The 13,814-nt window shown below is 75.5% G+C and carries 14 protein-coding genes and 1 riboswitch; of the genes, 4 read left to right on the top strand and 10 right to left on the bottom strand.

Annotation, left to right across the window (positions count from 1 at the left end; all coding sequences use genetic code 11):
• Nucleotides 1-94: 94 nt before the first annotated feature.
• The 8 genes from cobM to ACSUPR_RS28665 all read right to left on the bottom strand — a co-directional run bounded on the left by cobM (nucleotide 95) and on the right by ACSUPR_RS28665 (nucleotide 9,314).
• Nucleotides 95-862, bottom strand: coding sequence for a precorrin-4 C(11)-methyltransferase (gene cobM, locus ACSUPR_RS28700; protein WP_436888146.1), 768 nt, complete (start codon nucleotides 860-862; stop codon nucleotides 95-97).
• Nucleotides 847-2,361 (bottom strand): precorrin-2 C(20)-methyltransferase, encoded by a 1,515-nt coding sequence (locus ACSUPR_RS28695; RefSeq protein ID WP_436888144.1) that lies wholly within the window; start codon nucleotides 2,359-2,361, stop codon nucleotides 847-849. Before ACSUPR_RS28695 ends, cobM begins: the two co-directional genes overlap by 16 nt.
• Nucleotides 2,358-3,023, bottom strand: a complete 666-nt coding sequence (locus ACSUPR_RS28690; protein ID WP_436888142.1) for a precorrin-8X methylmutase — start codon at nucleotides 3,021-3,023, stop codon at nucleotides 2,358-2,360. The genes ACSUPR_RS28695 and ACSUPR_RS28690 overlap by 4 nt, the downstream gene beginning before the upstream one ends.
• Nucleotides 3,020-3,898: a nitrite reductase gene (locus tag ACSUPR_RS28685; RefSeq protein WP_436888140.1), complete on the bottom strand. Its 879-nt coding sequence runs from the start codon at nucleotides 3,896-3,898 to the stop codon at nucleotides 3,020-3,022. The genes ACSUPR_RS28690 and ACSUPR_RS28685 overlap by 4 nt, the downstream gene beginning before the upstream one ends.
• 54 nt (nucleotides 3,899-3,952) lie before the next feature.
• Nucleotides 3,953-4,160: riboswitch (cobalamin riboswitch) on the bottom strand.
• Nucleotides 4,161-4,306: 146 nt separating this feature from the next.
• Nucleotides 4,307-5,137 carry an ABC transporter permease gene (locus tag ACSUPR_RS28680; protein WP_436888138.1) on the bottom strand — a complete coding sequence of 277 codons (831 nt, stop codon included), beginning with the start codon at nucleotides 5,135-5,137 and terminating at the stop codon, nucleotides 4,307-4,309.
• Nucleotides 5,138-5,139: 2 nt separating this feature from the next.
• Nucleotides 5,140-5,778: an ABC transporter ATP-binding protein gene (locus ACSUPR_RS28675; protein ID WP_436888136.1), complete on the bottom strand. Its 639-nt coding sequence runs from the start codon at nucleotides 5,776-5,778 to the stop codon at nucleotides 5,140-5,142.
• A 77-nt stretch (nucleotides 5,779-5,855) separates the two neighbouring features.
• Nucleotides 5,856-8,060 (bottom strand): polyprenyl synthetase family protein, encoded by a 2,205-nt coding sequence (locus ACSUPR_RS28670; RefSeq protein ID WP_436888134.1) that lies wholly within the window; start codon nucleotides 8,058-8,060, stop codon nucleotides 5,856-5,858.
• A gap of 540 nt (nucleotides 8,061-8,600) precedes the next feature.
• Nucleotides 8,601-9,314 (bottom strand): PepSY domain-containing protein, encoded by a 714-nt coding sequence (locus ACSUPR_RS28665; protein WP_436888132.1) that lies wholly within the window; start codon nucleotides 9,312-9,314, stop codon nucleotides 8,601-8,603.
• Nucleotides 9,315-9,482: 168 nt separating this feature from the next.
• On the opposite strand from ACSUPR_RS28665, the gene ACSUPR_RS28660 reads away from it, so the two are divergent.
• The 3 genes from ACSUPR_RS28660 (at nucleotide 9,483) to ACSUPR_RS28650 (ending at nucleotide 12,045) form a co-directional block, all read left to right on the top strand.
• Entirely contained in the window at nucleotides 9,483-10,145 is a 663-nt protein-coding gene (locus tag ACSUPR_RS28660) for a response regulator transcription factor (protein WP_436888130.1), read from the top strand.
• Nucleotides 10,142-11,515, top strand: a complete 1,374-nt coding sequence (locus ACSUPR_RS28655) for a HAMP domain-containing sensor histidine kinase (RefSeq protein ID WP_436888127.1) — start codon at nucleotides 10,142-10,144, stop codon at nucleotides 11,513-11,515. The genes ACSUPR_RS28660 and ACSUPR_RS28655 overlap by 4 nt, the downstream gene beginning before the upstream one ends.
• A gap of 104 nt (nucleotides 11,516-11,619) precedes the next feature.
• Nucleotides 11,620-12,045, top strand: coding sequence for a GNAT family N-acetyltransferase (locus tag ACSUPR_RS28650; protein ID WP_436888125.1), 426 nt, complete (start codon nucleotides 11,620-11,622; stop codon nucleotides 12,043-12,045).
• 54 nt (nucleotides 12,046-12,099) lie between these two features.
• On the opposite strand, the gene ACSUPR_RS28645 is transcribed toward ACSUPR_RS28650, so the two are convergent.
• A complete protein-coding gene (locus tag ACSUPR_RS28645; protein WP_436888123.1) occupies nucleotides 12,100-12,252 on the bottom strand; it encodes a hypothetical protein in 153 nt (50 codons plus the stop codon).
• Nucleotides 12,245-12,436 (bottom strand): hypothetical protein, encoded by a 192-nt coding sequence (locus ACSUPR_RS28640; protein ID WP_436888121.1) that lies wholly within the window; start codon nucleotides 12,434-12,436, stop codon nucleotides 12,245-12,247. The genes ACSUPR_RS28645 and ACSUPR_RS28640 overlap by 8 nt, the downstream gene beginning before the upstream one ends.
• A gap of 38 nt (nucleotides 12,437-12,474) precedes the next feature.
• Here ACSUPR_RS28640 and ACSUPR_RS28635 point away from each other — a divergent pair, with 38 nt between their 5' ends.
• Nucleotides 12,475-13,767, top strand: coding sequence for an RNA-guided endonuclease InsQ/TnpB family protein (locus ACSUPR_RS28635; protein ID WP_436888119.1), 1,293 nt, complete (start codon nucleotides 12,475-12,477; stop codon nucleotides 13,765-13,767).
• Nucleotides 13,768-13,814 lie beyond the last annotated feature (47 nt).

The raw sequence follows: 13,814 nt of genomic DNA, 5'->3' as shown, positions 1-13,814 counted from the left end.
TTCCCCGGTCGGGGCCCGGAGCGCGTTCTCGGAGGTCCGGGGGCGGGCAACGGGAAACCGGCGGAGGCGGGGCCCGGGCCCCGGGGTACGCGGCCTATCCGCCGTTTCCCCGCCGGAGCCGGGCCGGGTCGTAGAGGTAGGAGTCGCCGCCGCCGCTCGGGTCCAGGGCCCGCCCCACGAGGATCACCGCGGCCTGCCGGAACCCGGCCTCCTCCACCCGGTCGGCGATGTCCGCGACGGTTCCGCGCAGCACCGCCTCCCCCGGCTGGGAGGCGCGGTGGACCACGACCACCGGGCAGTCCGCGCCGTACTCTGGTCCGATCTCCGCCATGAGCGCCCGCACCCGGGTGATCGCCAGGTGGAGCACCAGGGTGGCCCGGGTGGCGGCGAACGCCGTCAGGGACTCCGTCTCCGGCATGGCGGTGGAGCGCGCCCGGGTCCGGGTGAGCACCACCGACTGCGCCACCAGCGGCACGGTCAGCTCCCGCCCGGCCAGGGCGGCGGCCGCCGCGTAGGCGGGCACCCCGGGGGTGACGTCCCACGGCACGCCGTGCGCGTCGAGCCTGCGGGCCTGCTCGGCCAGAGCGGAGTACAGGGACGGGTCCCCCGAGGTCAGGCGTACGACGTCGTGTCCGGCCCGGTGGGCGCCGACCAGGCGGTCGGTGATGTCGTCCAGGTCCAGGCCCTGGGTGTCCACGAGTTCGGCGCCGGGCGCGCAGTGGGACAGGACCTGCGGGTCCAGGTACGTCCCCGGGTAGAGCACCACGTCGGCCGCGCCGAGCAGGCGCGTGGCGCGCACCGTCAGCAGGTCCGCCGCGCCGGGGCCCGCCCCGACGAAGTGCACGGTCACGGCTTCACCCACCGGGGGGTCCAGACCCGCCCCGAGGAGGAGACCCGGGTCCCGGACGCCCCCACGATGAGCAGGCAGCGCATGTCGACCGCGGCGGGGTCGAGCCCGCCCAGGGTGGTCACCTCCAGAGCCTCCCCCTCCCGGCCCACGTCACGGCCCACCACGACCACCGTGTCCGGGTCGCGGTGCTCCAGCAGGACGCGGCGCGCGGTGGCGATCTGCTCGGTGCGCGAGCGCGAGGCGGGGTTGTACAGGGCGAGCGCCAGGTCGGCGTCGGCGACGGCGCGCAGCCGGTGCTCGACGACCTTCCACGGCTTGAGGCGGTCCGAGAGGCTCATGACCGCGAAGTCCCCGCCGACGGGGGCGCCGGCCCGGGCGGCGACGGCCTGGACGGCGCTCACACCGGGCAGGACGCGCACGGGCACGTCCCGGAAGCGGGGGTCCTCGGCCGCCTCGAACACGGCGGTGGCCATGCCGAAGATCCCGGCGTCGCCGCCGGAGACCACGGCCACGCGCTCACCCGCCGCGGCCAGTTCCAGGGCGTGCCGGGCGCGGTCGAGCTCGACGGTGTTGCCCGAGGCGTGGCGGGTCAGTCCGGGGCGCTGGGGCACCCGGGCGACGTAGGGCCCGTAGCCGACCACGTGGTCGACGGCGGCCAGCGCCTCCCGGGCCTCGGGGGTGAGCCAGTGGCCGGGGCCGGGCCCCAGGCCGACGACCAGGAGCTCGGCCGCGGCCGCCGCGGGCGGGGGTGCGGCCCGGCGGGCGGCCGCTCCGTCGCGGGAGCGGGCGCCGTTGCGGCTGTCGCCGGTGACCAGGACGAGGGAGAAGTACGGGACGGTGCCGGGGTCGACCTCCGCCGCGGGCAGCCGCCGCTCGCCCTCCATGGAGGCGCGCTCCACGTAGACGGCGTGGTCCAGCCGGCCGGCCGCCGCGAGGGCGCGGCGCACCGCCGGGAAGGTCCGGCCGAGCTTCATGACGACGGCGGCGTCGGTGTCGGCGAGGCGGCGGGCCAGCTCCGGCTCGGGCAGGGTGCCGGGTAGGACGGTGAGCACGTCCGTCTGGCGCGCCAGGGGCGCGGCCGCGGCGGCGGTGGCCGCGGCGAAGGCCGGGACGCCGGGCACGATCCCGGTCTCGTACCGGTCGGCCAGGCGGTCGTGCATGTACATGTACGACCCGTAGAAGAGCGGGTCGCCCTCGGCGAGCAGGACGACGTCGCGCCCGGCGTCCAGGTGGGCGGCCAGGCGCTCGGCGGACTCGCGGTAGAAGTCGGCCAGGGCGCCCTCGTAGCCGCCCGGGTGGTCGGCCGCGCCGGTGGTCACGGGGTAGGTGAGCCGCTCCTGGACCGCCGCGGCCGGGATGAGGCCGGCGGCGGTGCGGCGGGCGTTGGAGTCCTTGCCCGGACCGCAGTGGTAGGCGACGACGTCGGCCGCCGCGATGAGCCGGGCGGCCTTCAGGGTGATCAGCTCCGGGTCCCCGGGGCCGACGCCCACACCGTGGAATCTGCCGGTCATTCCTCCTCCTTGGCGAGGGCGTTGAGGGCCGAGGCGGCCATCGCGGAGCCGCCGCGGCGGCCGCGGGCGAGCACGTAGGGGACGTCGGTCCCGTGGCGGTCGGCGAACTCCTCCAGGGCCTGCTTGGACTCGGCGGCGCCGACGAACCCGACCGGGCAGCCGACGATCGCCGCGGGGCGCGGGGCGCCGTCGACGAGCATCTCCAACAGGTGGAAGAGCGCCGTGGGGGCGTTGCCGAAGGCGACCACGGCCCCCTCCAGGCGGGGCTCCCACAGGGAGACCGCGGCGGCGGAGCGGGTGGTGCCCCAGCGTCGGGCCAGGCCGGGGACGCGGTCGTCGCCCAGCAGGCACAGGACCTCGTTGTCGGCGGGCAGCCGGCTCCTGGTGACGCCGGTGGCGACCATGGTGGCGTCGCACAGGATCGGAGCGCCGGAGCGCAGGGCCGACCGGGCCGCGCGGACCAGGTCGGGGTGGACCACCAGGTCGGCGGCGAGGTCGACCTGCCCGGTGCCGTGGATCATCCGCACCGCGAGGCGCTCGGCGTCGGCGGGCAGGTGGCCCAGGGAGGCCTCCGCGCGGATGGTGGCGAAGGAGTCCACGTAGATCGCGGGCCCGTCGTCGACGTACTCGTAGTGCCGGTTCGGGCGGCGCAGGGGGGTCACCGGGCCTCCCCGGGGACGACCACGCCGCGCCAGGGGGTGACGACGAGTTCCCCGGCACCGGTGCCGGGGGCCTCCCCGGCGAGGGCCTCGGCGGCGGCGCGGTCCAGGCCCTCCTCCGGCACGGGCACGTGGCGGCCTCCGCCGGGCAGCGGCCCGTACGGCAGGGGTGGGGCCGGGTCCGGCAGGCGCGCGTCGGGCGGCTCGGGGGCGCACAGCGGGGCGGGGAGCTCGGTGACGTGCCACGGCGCGGCGGGACCGGTGCCGCGCCGCTCCAGGAACAGGTCGGCCAGGCGGACCAGGGCGTCGGCCGCGTCCTCCAGTCGCACCACCGGGCCGTGGCGGTCGCCGACCCGCAGCTGGGCGGTGCGCCCGTCCAGCGCGGTGAGCCCCAGGTCGCAGGCGCGTCCCACGAGGTCGCCGCGCCCGTCGTCGAGGACGAACAGGAAGCGGCCGGGCAGGGCGGCGCGGCGCGGGGCCGAGCACAGGGCGGCGTCCAGGGCCGCGGCGACGGGGCGCAGGTCGGCGCGCCCCCCGGACAGGCCGGTGAGCGGGGAGGCCATCACGTTGCGGACGAGTTCGTGGGAGGGCGAGGGCAGCAGCCCGGTGGCCTCCAGGGCCCGCAGGGCGTCGGGGGCCAGGCGCCCGTCCCGGCCGGGCAGGGCGCGCAGCTGGAGGTTGGCCCGCCCCGTCACGTGGATCCGCCCGGAGCCGTACTCCCGGGCGACGGCCGCCAGTGCGGTGAGGGAGCGGGCCGGGAGGCGGCCGCCGATGAGGCGGAGCCGGACCAGCAGGCCGTCGTCGGCGGGCCAGGGTCTGAGTGCACCGGGGCAGCGGTCGCGCCGGGTGCGGGGCGCGGGGGCGTCCGCGGGGAACATGCACGTCCTTCGGGTCGGGGGCCCGTACGCGGGGCCCGCGGGTGACCCGGCGGCCCGTCACCGCCGGTGCCAGCAGGTCTTCGGACTCGGGGTCTTCCGGAGCGGAGCGCCTTCCCGGGGCTGTGCGCCCCAGTGGCCGCCCGGGACCCTCAGGTCCGCGGACACGCCCGCCCGTCACCCTCACCGCTGCGCGTCAGTCCCGGATTCGCACCGGGTTCCCTGCCCCACGTAGTGGAGTACGACTGGCCCGAAGAGCGTACAACGTCCGCCTTCGGCTCCGACCAGCGGTCTTGCCTTCTCCCCCGGAGCCCCTCCCGCCGAGCCGCCGGGACCGGGAGCGTCCCCCGTTCCACGCTCCCCGCACCCGGTGCCCGCCCGGCCCCGGACCCTCCCCGTCCGGCCCCCGGCTCAGGCGGGGCCGGACGGCGCGGCCGTCCCCGACGGGGCGCGGGACGACCGGGCCGGGAACGCGGACGGGGAGCGCCGGCGGTCCCGGGTGCGCAGCCGGAAGGCGACCGCGGCCACCAGCACCGCTCCCCCGAACCAGAGCGGTCCCAGCAGCAGGTGCCCGGTCGGCAGCGTCCCCCCGAAACCCGCCGCCACCGCCGTCTGCATGGTCCCGTAGGTCGGCAGGAAGACCACCACCCCGCTGTCCGAGGCCGGGTTGGAGACCGGGTTCTGGAGCCCCATGTCGATGATCGACAGCATGATGATGCAGAACATGCCCTCCAGCTCGCCCCGCAGCACCGACGCCAGCATCACCCCGATCCCTCCGAAGGCCAGGGCCGCGCCCAGCAGTGACAGCCACACCACCGCGGGCCTCTCCGGCGACCAGTAGAGGTGGATGACGGCCACCGCGTAGGCGCAGACCAGCGCGGAGGCGGCGAGAAGGGCGGTCAGCTTGGCGCCCAGCAGGTGGGCGCGGGGGTACCCCGCCACCGCCAGGCGCTCGTCGAACTCCGCGGAGCGGAACGTGACGATGAACATCATGAAGCCCACGATCAGCGTCACCGCGTTGACCGCGCCGGAGATCTTGCTGACGTGGTTGCCGTCGACGACGAGGGTCTGGTCGGTGGCGCGCAGCAGGAACGGCACGTCGGCGTCGGCGATCACCAGGTAGACCAGGGTGATCCAGACCGGGATGAAGAACACCACCAGCAGCAGGGCGAGACGGTTGCGCAGGTGTTCCAGGAGGGCGTACCGGGTGGCGGTGGTGTAGCGGGTCCAGGCTCGTCGCACGGTCACACATCCGCCCCGCGGGGGTCGGCCGCGCGGACCCCCTCCGCCAGCACCCCGTCGCGCATGTGCCACAGCACGTCGAAGCGGGCGGTGTCGAAGGCGATGTGGGAGACGACGAGGACGGAGCGGCCGCTCCGTGCCAGTTCCGCCGCGAGCTCCCAGAAGCGCTCGTAGGTCTCCCAGTCGAACCCCTGGTAGGGCTCGTCCAACAGGAGCAGCGGCGGATCGTGCATGAGGGCGAGCGTGAGGTTCAGCTTCTGGCGGGTGCCGCCGCTGAGCGTGCCCACCGGCTCGTCGAGGTAGGCGGCGAAGTTGAGCTCCTCGGCGAGCCCGCGGGCGCGGTCCAGGGACGGGAGGTCGTAGGCGACCTGGAAGAAGCGCAGGTGCTGTGCGACGGTGAAGGCCGGGTTGAGGACGGGCCGCTGGGGGCAGTAGCCGACGCCGTCGGGGTGTTCGACGGTGCCCCGGTCCGGGGACAGGCGCCCGGCGAGGATGCGCAGGAGGGTGGACTTGCCCGCCCCGTTCTCCCCGACCACTCCGGCCAGGCACCCCGGGGGGACGCTCATGTCGATGCCGCGCAGCACGGCGCGGCGCCCGTAGGACTTGTGGACGCCGGTGACGGTCAGGGTGGTCGTGGGCACGGCGGGGCACCTCCGTCGGTGTCGTGGCGGGGGAACGGTGGAGGGCGGCGCGGGGACCGCCCGGGCTCGCGCGGGGATCACTCGGATTCCCGGTTCGCGGCGTAGGAGCCCAGGGCGCGGGCGTGCACGGTGGCCCATCCCGCGGGCAGGAGGTCCCGGAGGGGCTCCCAGGCGGCCGCGACCAGGCGCGCGGCCTCCTCCTCGCAGGCGGAGACCGCCCCGCACCCCTCCAGGTCCTCCACCGCGGAGGCGATGGCGTCCCTGTCCTCGCAGCCGTCCCTGACGGTCTCCCAGATCCGCCGCACGCGCTCGGCGGGCAGGAGTCCCACGGCGTGGGCCAGCGGCATGGTGGCCTTGCCCGCGCGCAGGTCCTCGGCGGTGTGCTTGGTGGGCTCGCTGGAGCCCGTGGAGGAGCGCGCGGTGACGCCCCTCAGGTCCATGACGTCGTCGCTGATCTGGTAGGCGAGGCCGACGGCCTCGAAGTAGTCGCCCAGGGTCCGCACCAGGCCGTCGTCCGCTCCCGCGATGCGGGCGCCGATCTCGGCCACCCCCCGGACGGGGGCCGCCGTCTTGAGGCGGTGCACGGTGCGGATGCGGTTGAGCAGCGGTCGGGCGTCGCCTGTGGCGACCGCCCGGTCCATGGCCGACCGGTGTCCGGCGATGTCGAGGGCCTGGCCGGCGTGGCCCGCGCGCAGCGCCCACAGGTAGGTCCGGTAGGCCCGCAGCCGCAGCGCGTCGTCGTCCGCCAGCACCTCGTCGATGACCCGGTCGAACGCGAAGTAGGCGGCGGTCCCCGCGTTGATGGCGGCGGGGACCCCGAAGACCGTGTGCGCCGCCGGGCGCCCCCGGCGCAGCGGCGAGCCGTCCTGGACGTCGTCGACGACCAGGGAACCGGTGTGGAAGAGTTCCGTGGCGGCCAGCAGGGGCCGGTAGGGTTCGCTGTCCCCTCCGCACAGCTCGATCGCCGCCACGGCCACGTAGGAGCGCCAGCTCTTGCCCAGGCCCCCGGTGGCGTGGCGCATCGGTTCGATGAGGGAGGCGTGCAGGTCGTCCGCGGCCCCCGGGTCGAACCGCTCGGGGCGGTCCTCGCATCCGGCGGCGCTCATGGGGGTGTCCCGCGGGATCGGCGGGTAGAGGCGGTCGATCTCCTCCAGGGTCACGTCACGGATCCTGGTGACGTGCCGCTCGAAGTCGCCGACCCTGTTGTCGGGGAACTCCTCCCATACGCCGTGGCCCCGTACGCGCCTGCCGGCCAGAGCGCCCTCGGCGTCGACGTGCGCGCAGAGCATGCCCGGGCCCAGGAGCAGGGAGCGGATCTCCTGCCGCGGGAACCAGGACCTCACGGACAGGCGCAGGCCCAGGTCGGGGGCTTCGACCTCCCAGGCGGCCGGGTAGGTGTTGAGGCTGGGCAGGGAGGTCCAGGGGTCCCGGGCCGCCACCCTCGCGGGGGCCGCCACCGGCTCCCCCTCGGGCGAGATGGCCACGACGGTGGCCCCCGCGGAGGGGCCGGGGCCGGTGCGGTGGACCTCCAGCTCCCAGCCGTCGTCCAGGCGCAGCCCCGCCCAGATCCACACCGGGGCGTCCGCCGGGCGGGAGCGGTCGGCTCGGTACCAGGGACCGGCGTCGATGTGCTCGTACCAGCCGTCCCCGGTGACCCGCTCCTCCCGCAGGCCGTCCTTCAGCACACCCCGCGCCTCCAGGCGGGGGACGGTGCGGACGCGGGTGTCGGCGGCGTCCGCCGGGGACCACCGCCCGGCTCCGGGGCGGGACCTGACCAGGGCGGGTTTGCGCGGGGTGAGGGCGAGGGAGAACCCGTTCTCGCCGTCGGCCTCGATGACGTGGCCGGCGCCCTCCTCCCGGAGCCGGGCCACCCCGAAGTCGAGGTCCAGCCGGTCGCCTCCGGTGCGGACGGGGGCCGGCAGGACGCGGTCGGGGTGCAGGTCCTCCTGCCGCAGCAGTGTCTCCGCCAGGGCGGCGCGGACGCGGGGGTCGGTGCCGCGGTCGGCGGCGGCCGCCGCCCGGAGGAGTTCCAGGCAGCCCGCGTCCATCCACGTTCGGACGCCGTGGGCGGCGGCGGGGCCGCTGCGCGCCCACAGCACCGCGTGGGAGTCGGGCAGCCCCCGCTCCGGCCCGGGGGCGCCGTGCCGGAGGAAGGCGACCACGAGGCCGACCGGACCGCCGCCGGTCAGCAGCCGGGCGGTGAACCACCACCACTCCGCTCCGCTCCGCGCCCGCGCGGCCTCCACCGGGAGTGCGGCCGCGGAGGTCCGTGCCGGCTGCACCGACGAGTGAATCATTCCCGCCCCTGTCCACGGCCCCGCGGGCCGCGCCGTGGGCCCGGCGCGCGAAAATCGGCGGCCGGGACCTTCTGCTCATGACAGTGGGGATGTTAGGGCAGGGAGAGCCGCGGGGACCGGCTTTTCCAGAAAGGGGGGAGGGAAATTCCCGGGGCTCTGAGAAACCTGCGAGAAAGAAAATCACAAAGGACGCATAATTGCCGACGAAAAGTCCGTGGGGAAGCTTTTTCGTCCTTTGGGGGACCAAGGTCCGCCATCCGGGCCGGGAACGGCGGACGGGCCGGGAGGAGCCGGTCCGGCGCAGACCCCGGCCGAGGGCGGCGACACGCCCGGGCCCCGGTCCCGGCGGGAGGCCGGGGAGGGGCGCCGGTCACCGCGGAGAACGGCGTCGCCCCGGCGGCTGCCGGGGAGACGGCCCGGACGGAGCCCCCACCCGGGCCGCGCGGGGCCGGTTCCGGTTCCCTGGTCGGCGCCAGGGGCGGCCGGAAGCCGGGCGGGTACCGGGGACGGGACGGCGCGGGCCGCTCAGTCGTCCTCGCGGACGTCGACGACCTCGCCGGACAGGTCGACGATGACGTCGTACTCGCGGCCGTCGGCGCCGCGCACCTCGACGTCCCAGGTCCGGTGGCCGTCCTCGTCGTCGAGGTCGGCGCCCACCGCGCGGGCACCCTCGCCCACGGCGGCCGCCGCCGCGGCCTCGACGGCGGCGCGGTCGGCCTCGCCCGTCTCACCGGAGTCGTCCCAGGGGGCCGGTCCGCCGTCCGGGTCGCGCAGGTTCAGCCCGTTGACGGTGTAGACGTCGGCGTCCTCGCGCTCTCCGTCGTCGTCCTCCTCGTAGCGGACGCCCAGGGTGACCTCGGTGCCCTCCAGCCCGCGCAGCTCCTCCGGCAGGGGGGCGGCGGTGCCGTCGCCGTCGTAGTCCTCCAGGACGGGGTCGGTGAGCAGCCACTCCTCGGGGCCGAAGTCGACGTCCACCCCGGCCACGCTCCAGTCGTCCCTGTCGTCGCCGTCGGCGCGCAGTTCACCGACGAGCTGTTCGAGGCCCTCGACGGGCCTGGTGGCCGAGGTGCCGCCGCCGTCCTCGCCGACCGGGGCGGCCCCGGCGGAGAACCCGGTCAGGCCGATCGGCTCGATCCGCTGCTCCGGGTCGTCGAGCAGCAGGTGGCCGCCGACCGCGCCGACGGCCAGCAGCCCGGCGGCGGCGGAGGAGGCGAGGAGGATCGTGGTCCGCTTCTGCATCGTGGTGTCCTTACCCGTGGATGTCCCGTTCACTGCCTCCAGCATGGGACGGCGGGATGATGGGGGCCTGAGCGCAACCTGAAGGCCGCCTTCAGGTTGCGCTCAGGGAGGGCTCAGCGCCCCCTGGGAGGCTGGGGCGACGACCGACGGGGAGAGGGGCGCGGGGGCGTGGCGATTCTGGTGGTGGAGGACGAGGAGGGAATCGTCTCCTTCGTGCGGCGCGGCCTGGAGAGCGCCGGGCACCGGGTGCTGGTCGCCTCCGACGGCGTCGACGGGCTGACGATGGCCCTGTCCCCCGACGTCGAGCTGGTGGTCCTGGACCTGGGCCTGCCGGGCATCCCGGGCGAGGAGGTGCTGCGCAGGCTGCGGCGCCGCCGCCCCTCGGTACCGGTGATCGTGCTGACCGCCAAGGACGCCGTGAGCGACCGGGTCTCGAACCTGGACGCCGGGGCCGACGACTACATGGTCAAGCCCTTCAGTGTGAGCGAGCTGCTGGCCCGGGTGCGGGCCCGGCTGCGCACCGGCGGGCAGGAGCGCGGCGACGTGCTGGCGGCCGGGGGCCTCGTCCTGGACCTGGGGGCGCGCACCGCTTCGGTGGACGGGGCCACGGTCACCCTGTCGGCGCGCGAGTTCGCGCTGCTGGAGGTGCTGGTGCGCCACCCGGGACAGGTGTTCTCCCAGCCGCAGCTGCTGGACCGGGTGTGGGGCTACGACTTCGACGGGGCGTCGAACGTGGTGGAGGTGTACATCAGCCAGCTGCGCCGCAAGCTGGGCGCGGAGCGGATCGTGACGGTGCGCGGGGTCGGGTACCGGCTCGGCGGTGACCGGTGAACCTCACCGCCCGGGTGGTGCTCCGGGCCCTGCTGGTGATGGCGCTGGTGATCGGCGGGGTCGCCCTGCTCACCTACGAGATGGTGCGGGTGTCGGGCCGCGCCGACGTGGACCGGCTGCTGCGGGAGGAGTCGGCGCTGGTGGGCGAGGCGCTCGGGGTCCGGCTGCCTGCCGCCGCCGGGCTGGACGGGGTGGTGTCGGGCCCGGAGGCGCAGCGGGCGGCGCGGCAGGCGCTGGCGACGCGGCCCAGCGGGGCCCGGCACGTGACGCTGGTGTCCGCGGGAGGGGTGCGGTTGCAGAGCACCGGGGGGCCGGGGGCGGTGGCGACCCTCATGAGCGGGTCCGACGCGCCGCCGGTGGAACCGGGCACCCTGCGCACGGTGGACAGCGGCGCCGGGCCCCTGCGCGTGATGGACGCCGCGGTGGTGGACGGGGACGGTGCGCAGGTGGCGGTGGTGACGGTGGCGGCGCCGCTGGAGCCGTCGCGGGAGGCGGCCGGGGCGGTGCTGGCGAGTGTCGGCGCGGCGGGCGCGGTGGGCCTGGCCGGGGGCGGGCTGCTGCTGTGGGCGGTGGTGCGGCGCACGCTGCGGCCGGTGCGGGAGGTGTCGGCGGCGGCCAAGGAGGTCTCCCCCGCCGACCTGGCGGCGCGGGTGCCCGTCCCCGGCAGCCGTGACGAGATCGGCGAACTGGCCGGGGAGATCAACGGCATGCTGGACCGGATCGAGGCGGCCGACGCCGACCGGCGCCGGTACCTGGCCGCGATCTCCCACGAGGTGCGCACCCCGCTGGCCGTCGCCGAGGGTCACCTGGAGCTGCTGGGCGGGGCGGAGGCGGATGTGGTGCGCACCGAGCTGGGCCGTTTGCGGAGGGTGCTGGAGGACCTGATGGCGGTGGCGCGCGGCGGCGACGAGATCGACGCCGACCGCGGGCCGGTGTTCCTGCCCGACCTGTTCGACGAGGTGCGCTCGCGCGCGGCGGCGCTGCCCGCGCGGGAGGCGGTCGCCGTGGAGGAGCCGCCGCCGGTGGTGCTGCTCGGCGACCAGGCCCGGTTGGAGCAGTGCCTGGCCAACCTGGTCGGCAACGCGGTCGACCACAACCCGGCGGGGACCCGGGTGACGGTGTCGGCGCACGGGTCCGGGGAGGAGGTCGCGCTGGTGGTGGCGGACGACGGGGCGGGGATCGACCCGGAGGTGCTGCCGCGCGTGTTCGAGCCGTTCGTGACCACGCGCGCGGGCGGGCCGGGGCGCATCGCCGGGCTGGGGCTGGCGGTGGTGCACTCGCTGGTGGCGGCCCAGGGCGGGCGGGTGGAGGTCGACAGCGGACCGGCGGGCACGTGCGTGACCATCACCCTGCCGCGCGCCACCGCCTGACGGCCGCCCCCGGCACGCGGTCGTGCCGCGGTGGCGGGGCCGCCCCCGTGTGCGGGAGGCCCGGACCGTGGGAGACTCCTGTTCCTCGGAGGAGGGGGCGGAACATGGTCGAGGTCGAGGTGCGGGCGTGCGCGGCGCGGGAGCCGGCGCGCGACGAGGTGCTGGAGCTGTACGGGTCGGTGGGCTGGGACGCCTACACCCGCGATCCGGAGGGGCTGCTGCGGGCCCTGGCCGGGTCCCACCGGGTGGTGGCCGCCCGCCGGGACGGCCGCCTCGTGGGGCCGGCCCGGTCGGTCTCCGACGGGGAGACCGTCGTGTACGTCCAGGACGCGCCGGTGGCCCCCGCCGAGCAGCGCGGAGGGCTGGGGCGGCGGCTGCTGGAGGAGCTGTTCGCCGGGTACCCCGGCGTCCGGCAGCGGGTGCTGCTCACCGACGACGAGGACAGGCAGCGGGCGTTCTACGAGGCCCTCGGGTTCACGGAGGTGCACGACCACAGGCCGCCGCTGCGCGCGTTCGTGCGGTTCGGCTGAGCGGCCGCGGGCTCCGGCACGGGCCGGGGCGCGCCCGAGGCCGCCCCGCGCGGATCAGCCGAGGGCGTCGCGCTCGTCCTCCAGTCGGGCGCGGGAGGGCGGGTCGGTGGTGAGGGAGACCGCCCGGTCGTAGGCGGCCCGGGCCGGACCGGTGCGGCCCAGGAGAATCCGGATTCGCCGCCAGATCGATCCAGCGTCCTCACGCACCCTTCTTCAGTTCCTCCAGTAGCTCCTGCCGGTGGTTCTGGGCCACGCGCAGTGCGGCGACAAGGACGGCGGACATGGACAGGCGTCGTTGCGCGTCGGTGGTCAGTGCCAGAGTGGCCTGGCGTAGGGCGTCGCGTGCGGGCTCGGTGAGGTTCACCGAGATGTAGGGCGTCTTTCTCTTCATACCCATACAGTAGCTTACAGAGTGCTAATATAGCGTTCATGTCGAGGTTCCGGTTATACCCCACCCGTGCGCAGGAGGCCGTGCTGTTCGGCCACTGCGCGCAGGCGCGGCATGCCTGGAACCTGGCTTGGGAGGTCAACACCACGTACTGCAAGGGCGGGGCCCGCACCGCCCGCCCAGCACGGTGGGTGGGGATGTGCGCGATGCTCACCGAGGTGCGCCGCACCCTCGCCGCCGATCTCACCCCGGAGGAGGCGGACTACTTCTCCTGGGTGGCCTCGGGCAACGCCGACGTCCAGCAGCAGGCGCTGCGCGACTTCGACCAAGCGCTGGTCAACTTCTTCAACGGCACCCACGGATACCCGGGCAGGCGCAAGAAATACCAGCACGAGGGCTTCCGGGTCATCGGCACCGACCGGGTCCCCGCCTGGACCGCTGACGGGAAGCCGGTGCTCAACGCCAAGGGCAGGCGGGTCATGCACCGGCAGGTACGGGTCGAGAAACTCAACCGCAAATGGGCGCAGGTCAAGGTTCCCGGGTGCGGTTGGGTGAAGTTCCGCAACACCCGCCGGGGACTGCCCGACGCCAAGACGTTCCGGGTCACCTACCGGGCCGGGCAGTGGCACGTGTCCTTCGCCGTGGCCCCGGACCCGGTCCAGGCTCCCGGCAACGGTGAGACCGTCGGCATCGATCGGGGCGTGGTCATCACCGCCGCTCTGTCGGACGGGCGCACTCTGAACTGCCCGCAGTTATCGGCCCAGGAACGAGCCCGGGTGCGCAAGCACCAGCGGCGCGCCGCCCGCGCACCCAAAGACAGCCCCGCCCGGAAGACCGAATACGCCCACATTGCCCGGCTACGGGAGAGGGAGGCGGCCCGGCGCAAGGACTGGTGCGAGAAAACGAGCACCATGCTCGCGCGTTCGTTCGACATCATCCGGTTCGAGGACCTGCGCATCAAGAACATGACCCGCTCCGCCCGCGGCACCGCAGCCGAGCCGGGTCGGTTGGTCCGTCAGAAGGCCGGGTTGAACCGGGCGATCCTCGCCCAGGGATGGGGACTCCTGCGGCAACGGGCCGGGCACAAGGCCCCCGGCCGGGTACAGGACATCCCGGCCGCCTACACCAGTCTGCGTTGCAGCGACTGCCAGTGGATCGACAAGAACTCGCGCAAGAGCCAAGCCGAGTGGTCGTGCACCAACTGTGGTTTCACCTGCAATGCCGACACCAACGCAGCCAACAACGTCGCGGCAGGACAGGGCGGGCCTCCCCGCCCCGGGCCTCGGGGCCCGTGCCGGAGGGACGACACCGCACCAGCGGTCGAGCGTCCGTGAACCCCAGCGGTTCCCACTCTCCGAGTGGGAACCGCTGGAATCCCCCG

Origin of the sequence: Nocardiopsis dassonvillei (assembly GCF_964273065.1) — a bacterium.
GTDB classification, from domain to species: Bacteria; Actinomycetota; Actinomycetes; order Streptosporangiales; family Streptosporangiaceae; genus Nocardiopsis; species Nocardiopsis dassonvillei_B.
This window is presented reverse-complemented; position numbering and strand designations above follow the sequence as displayed.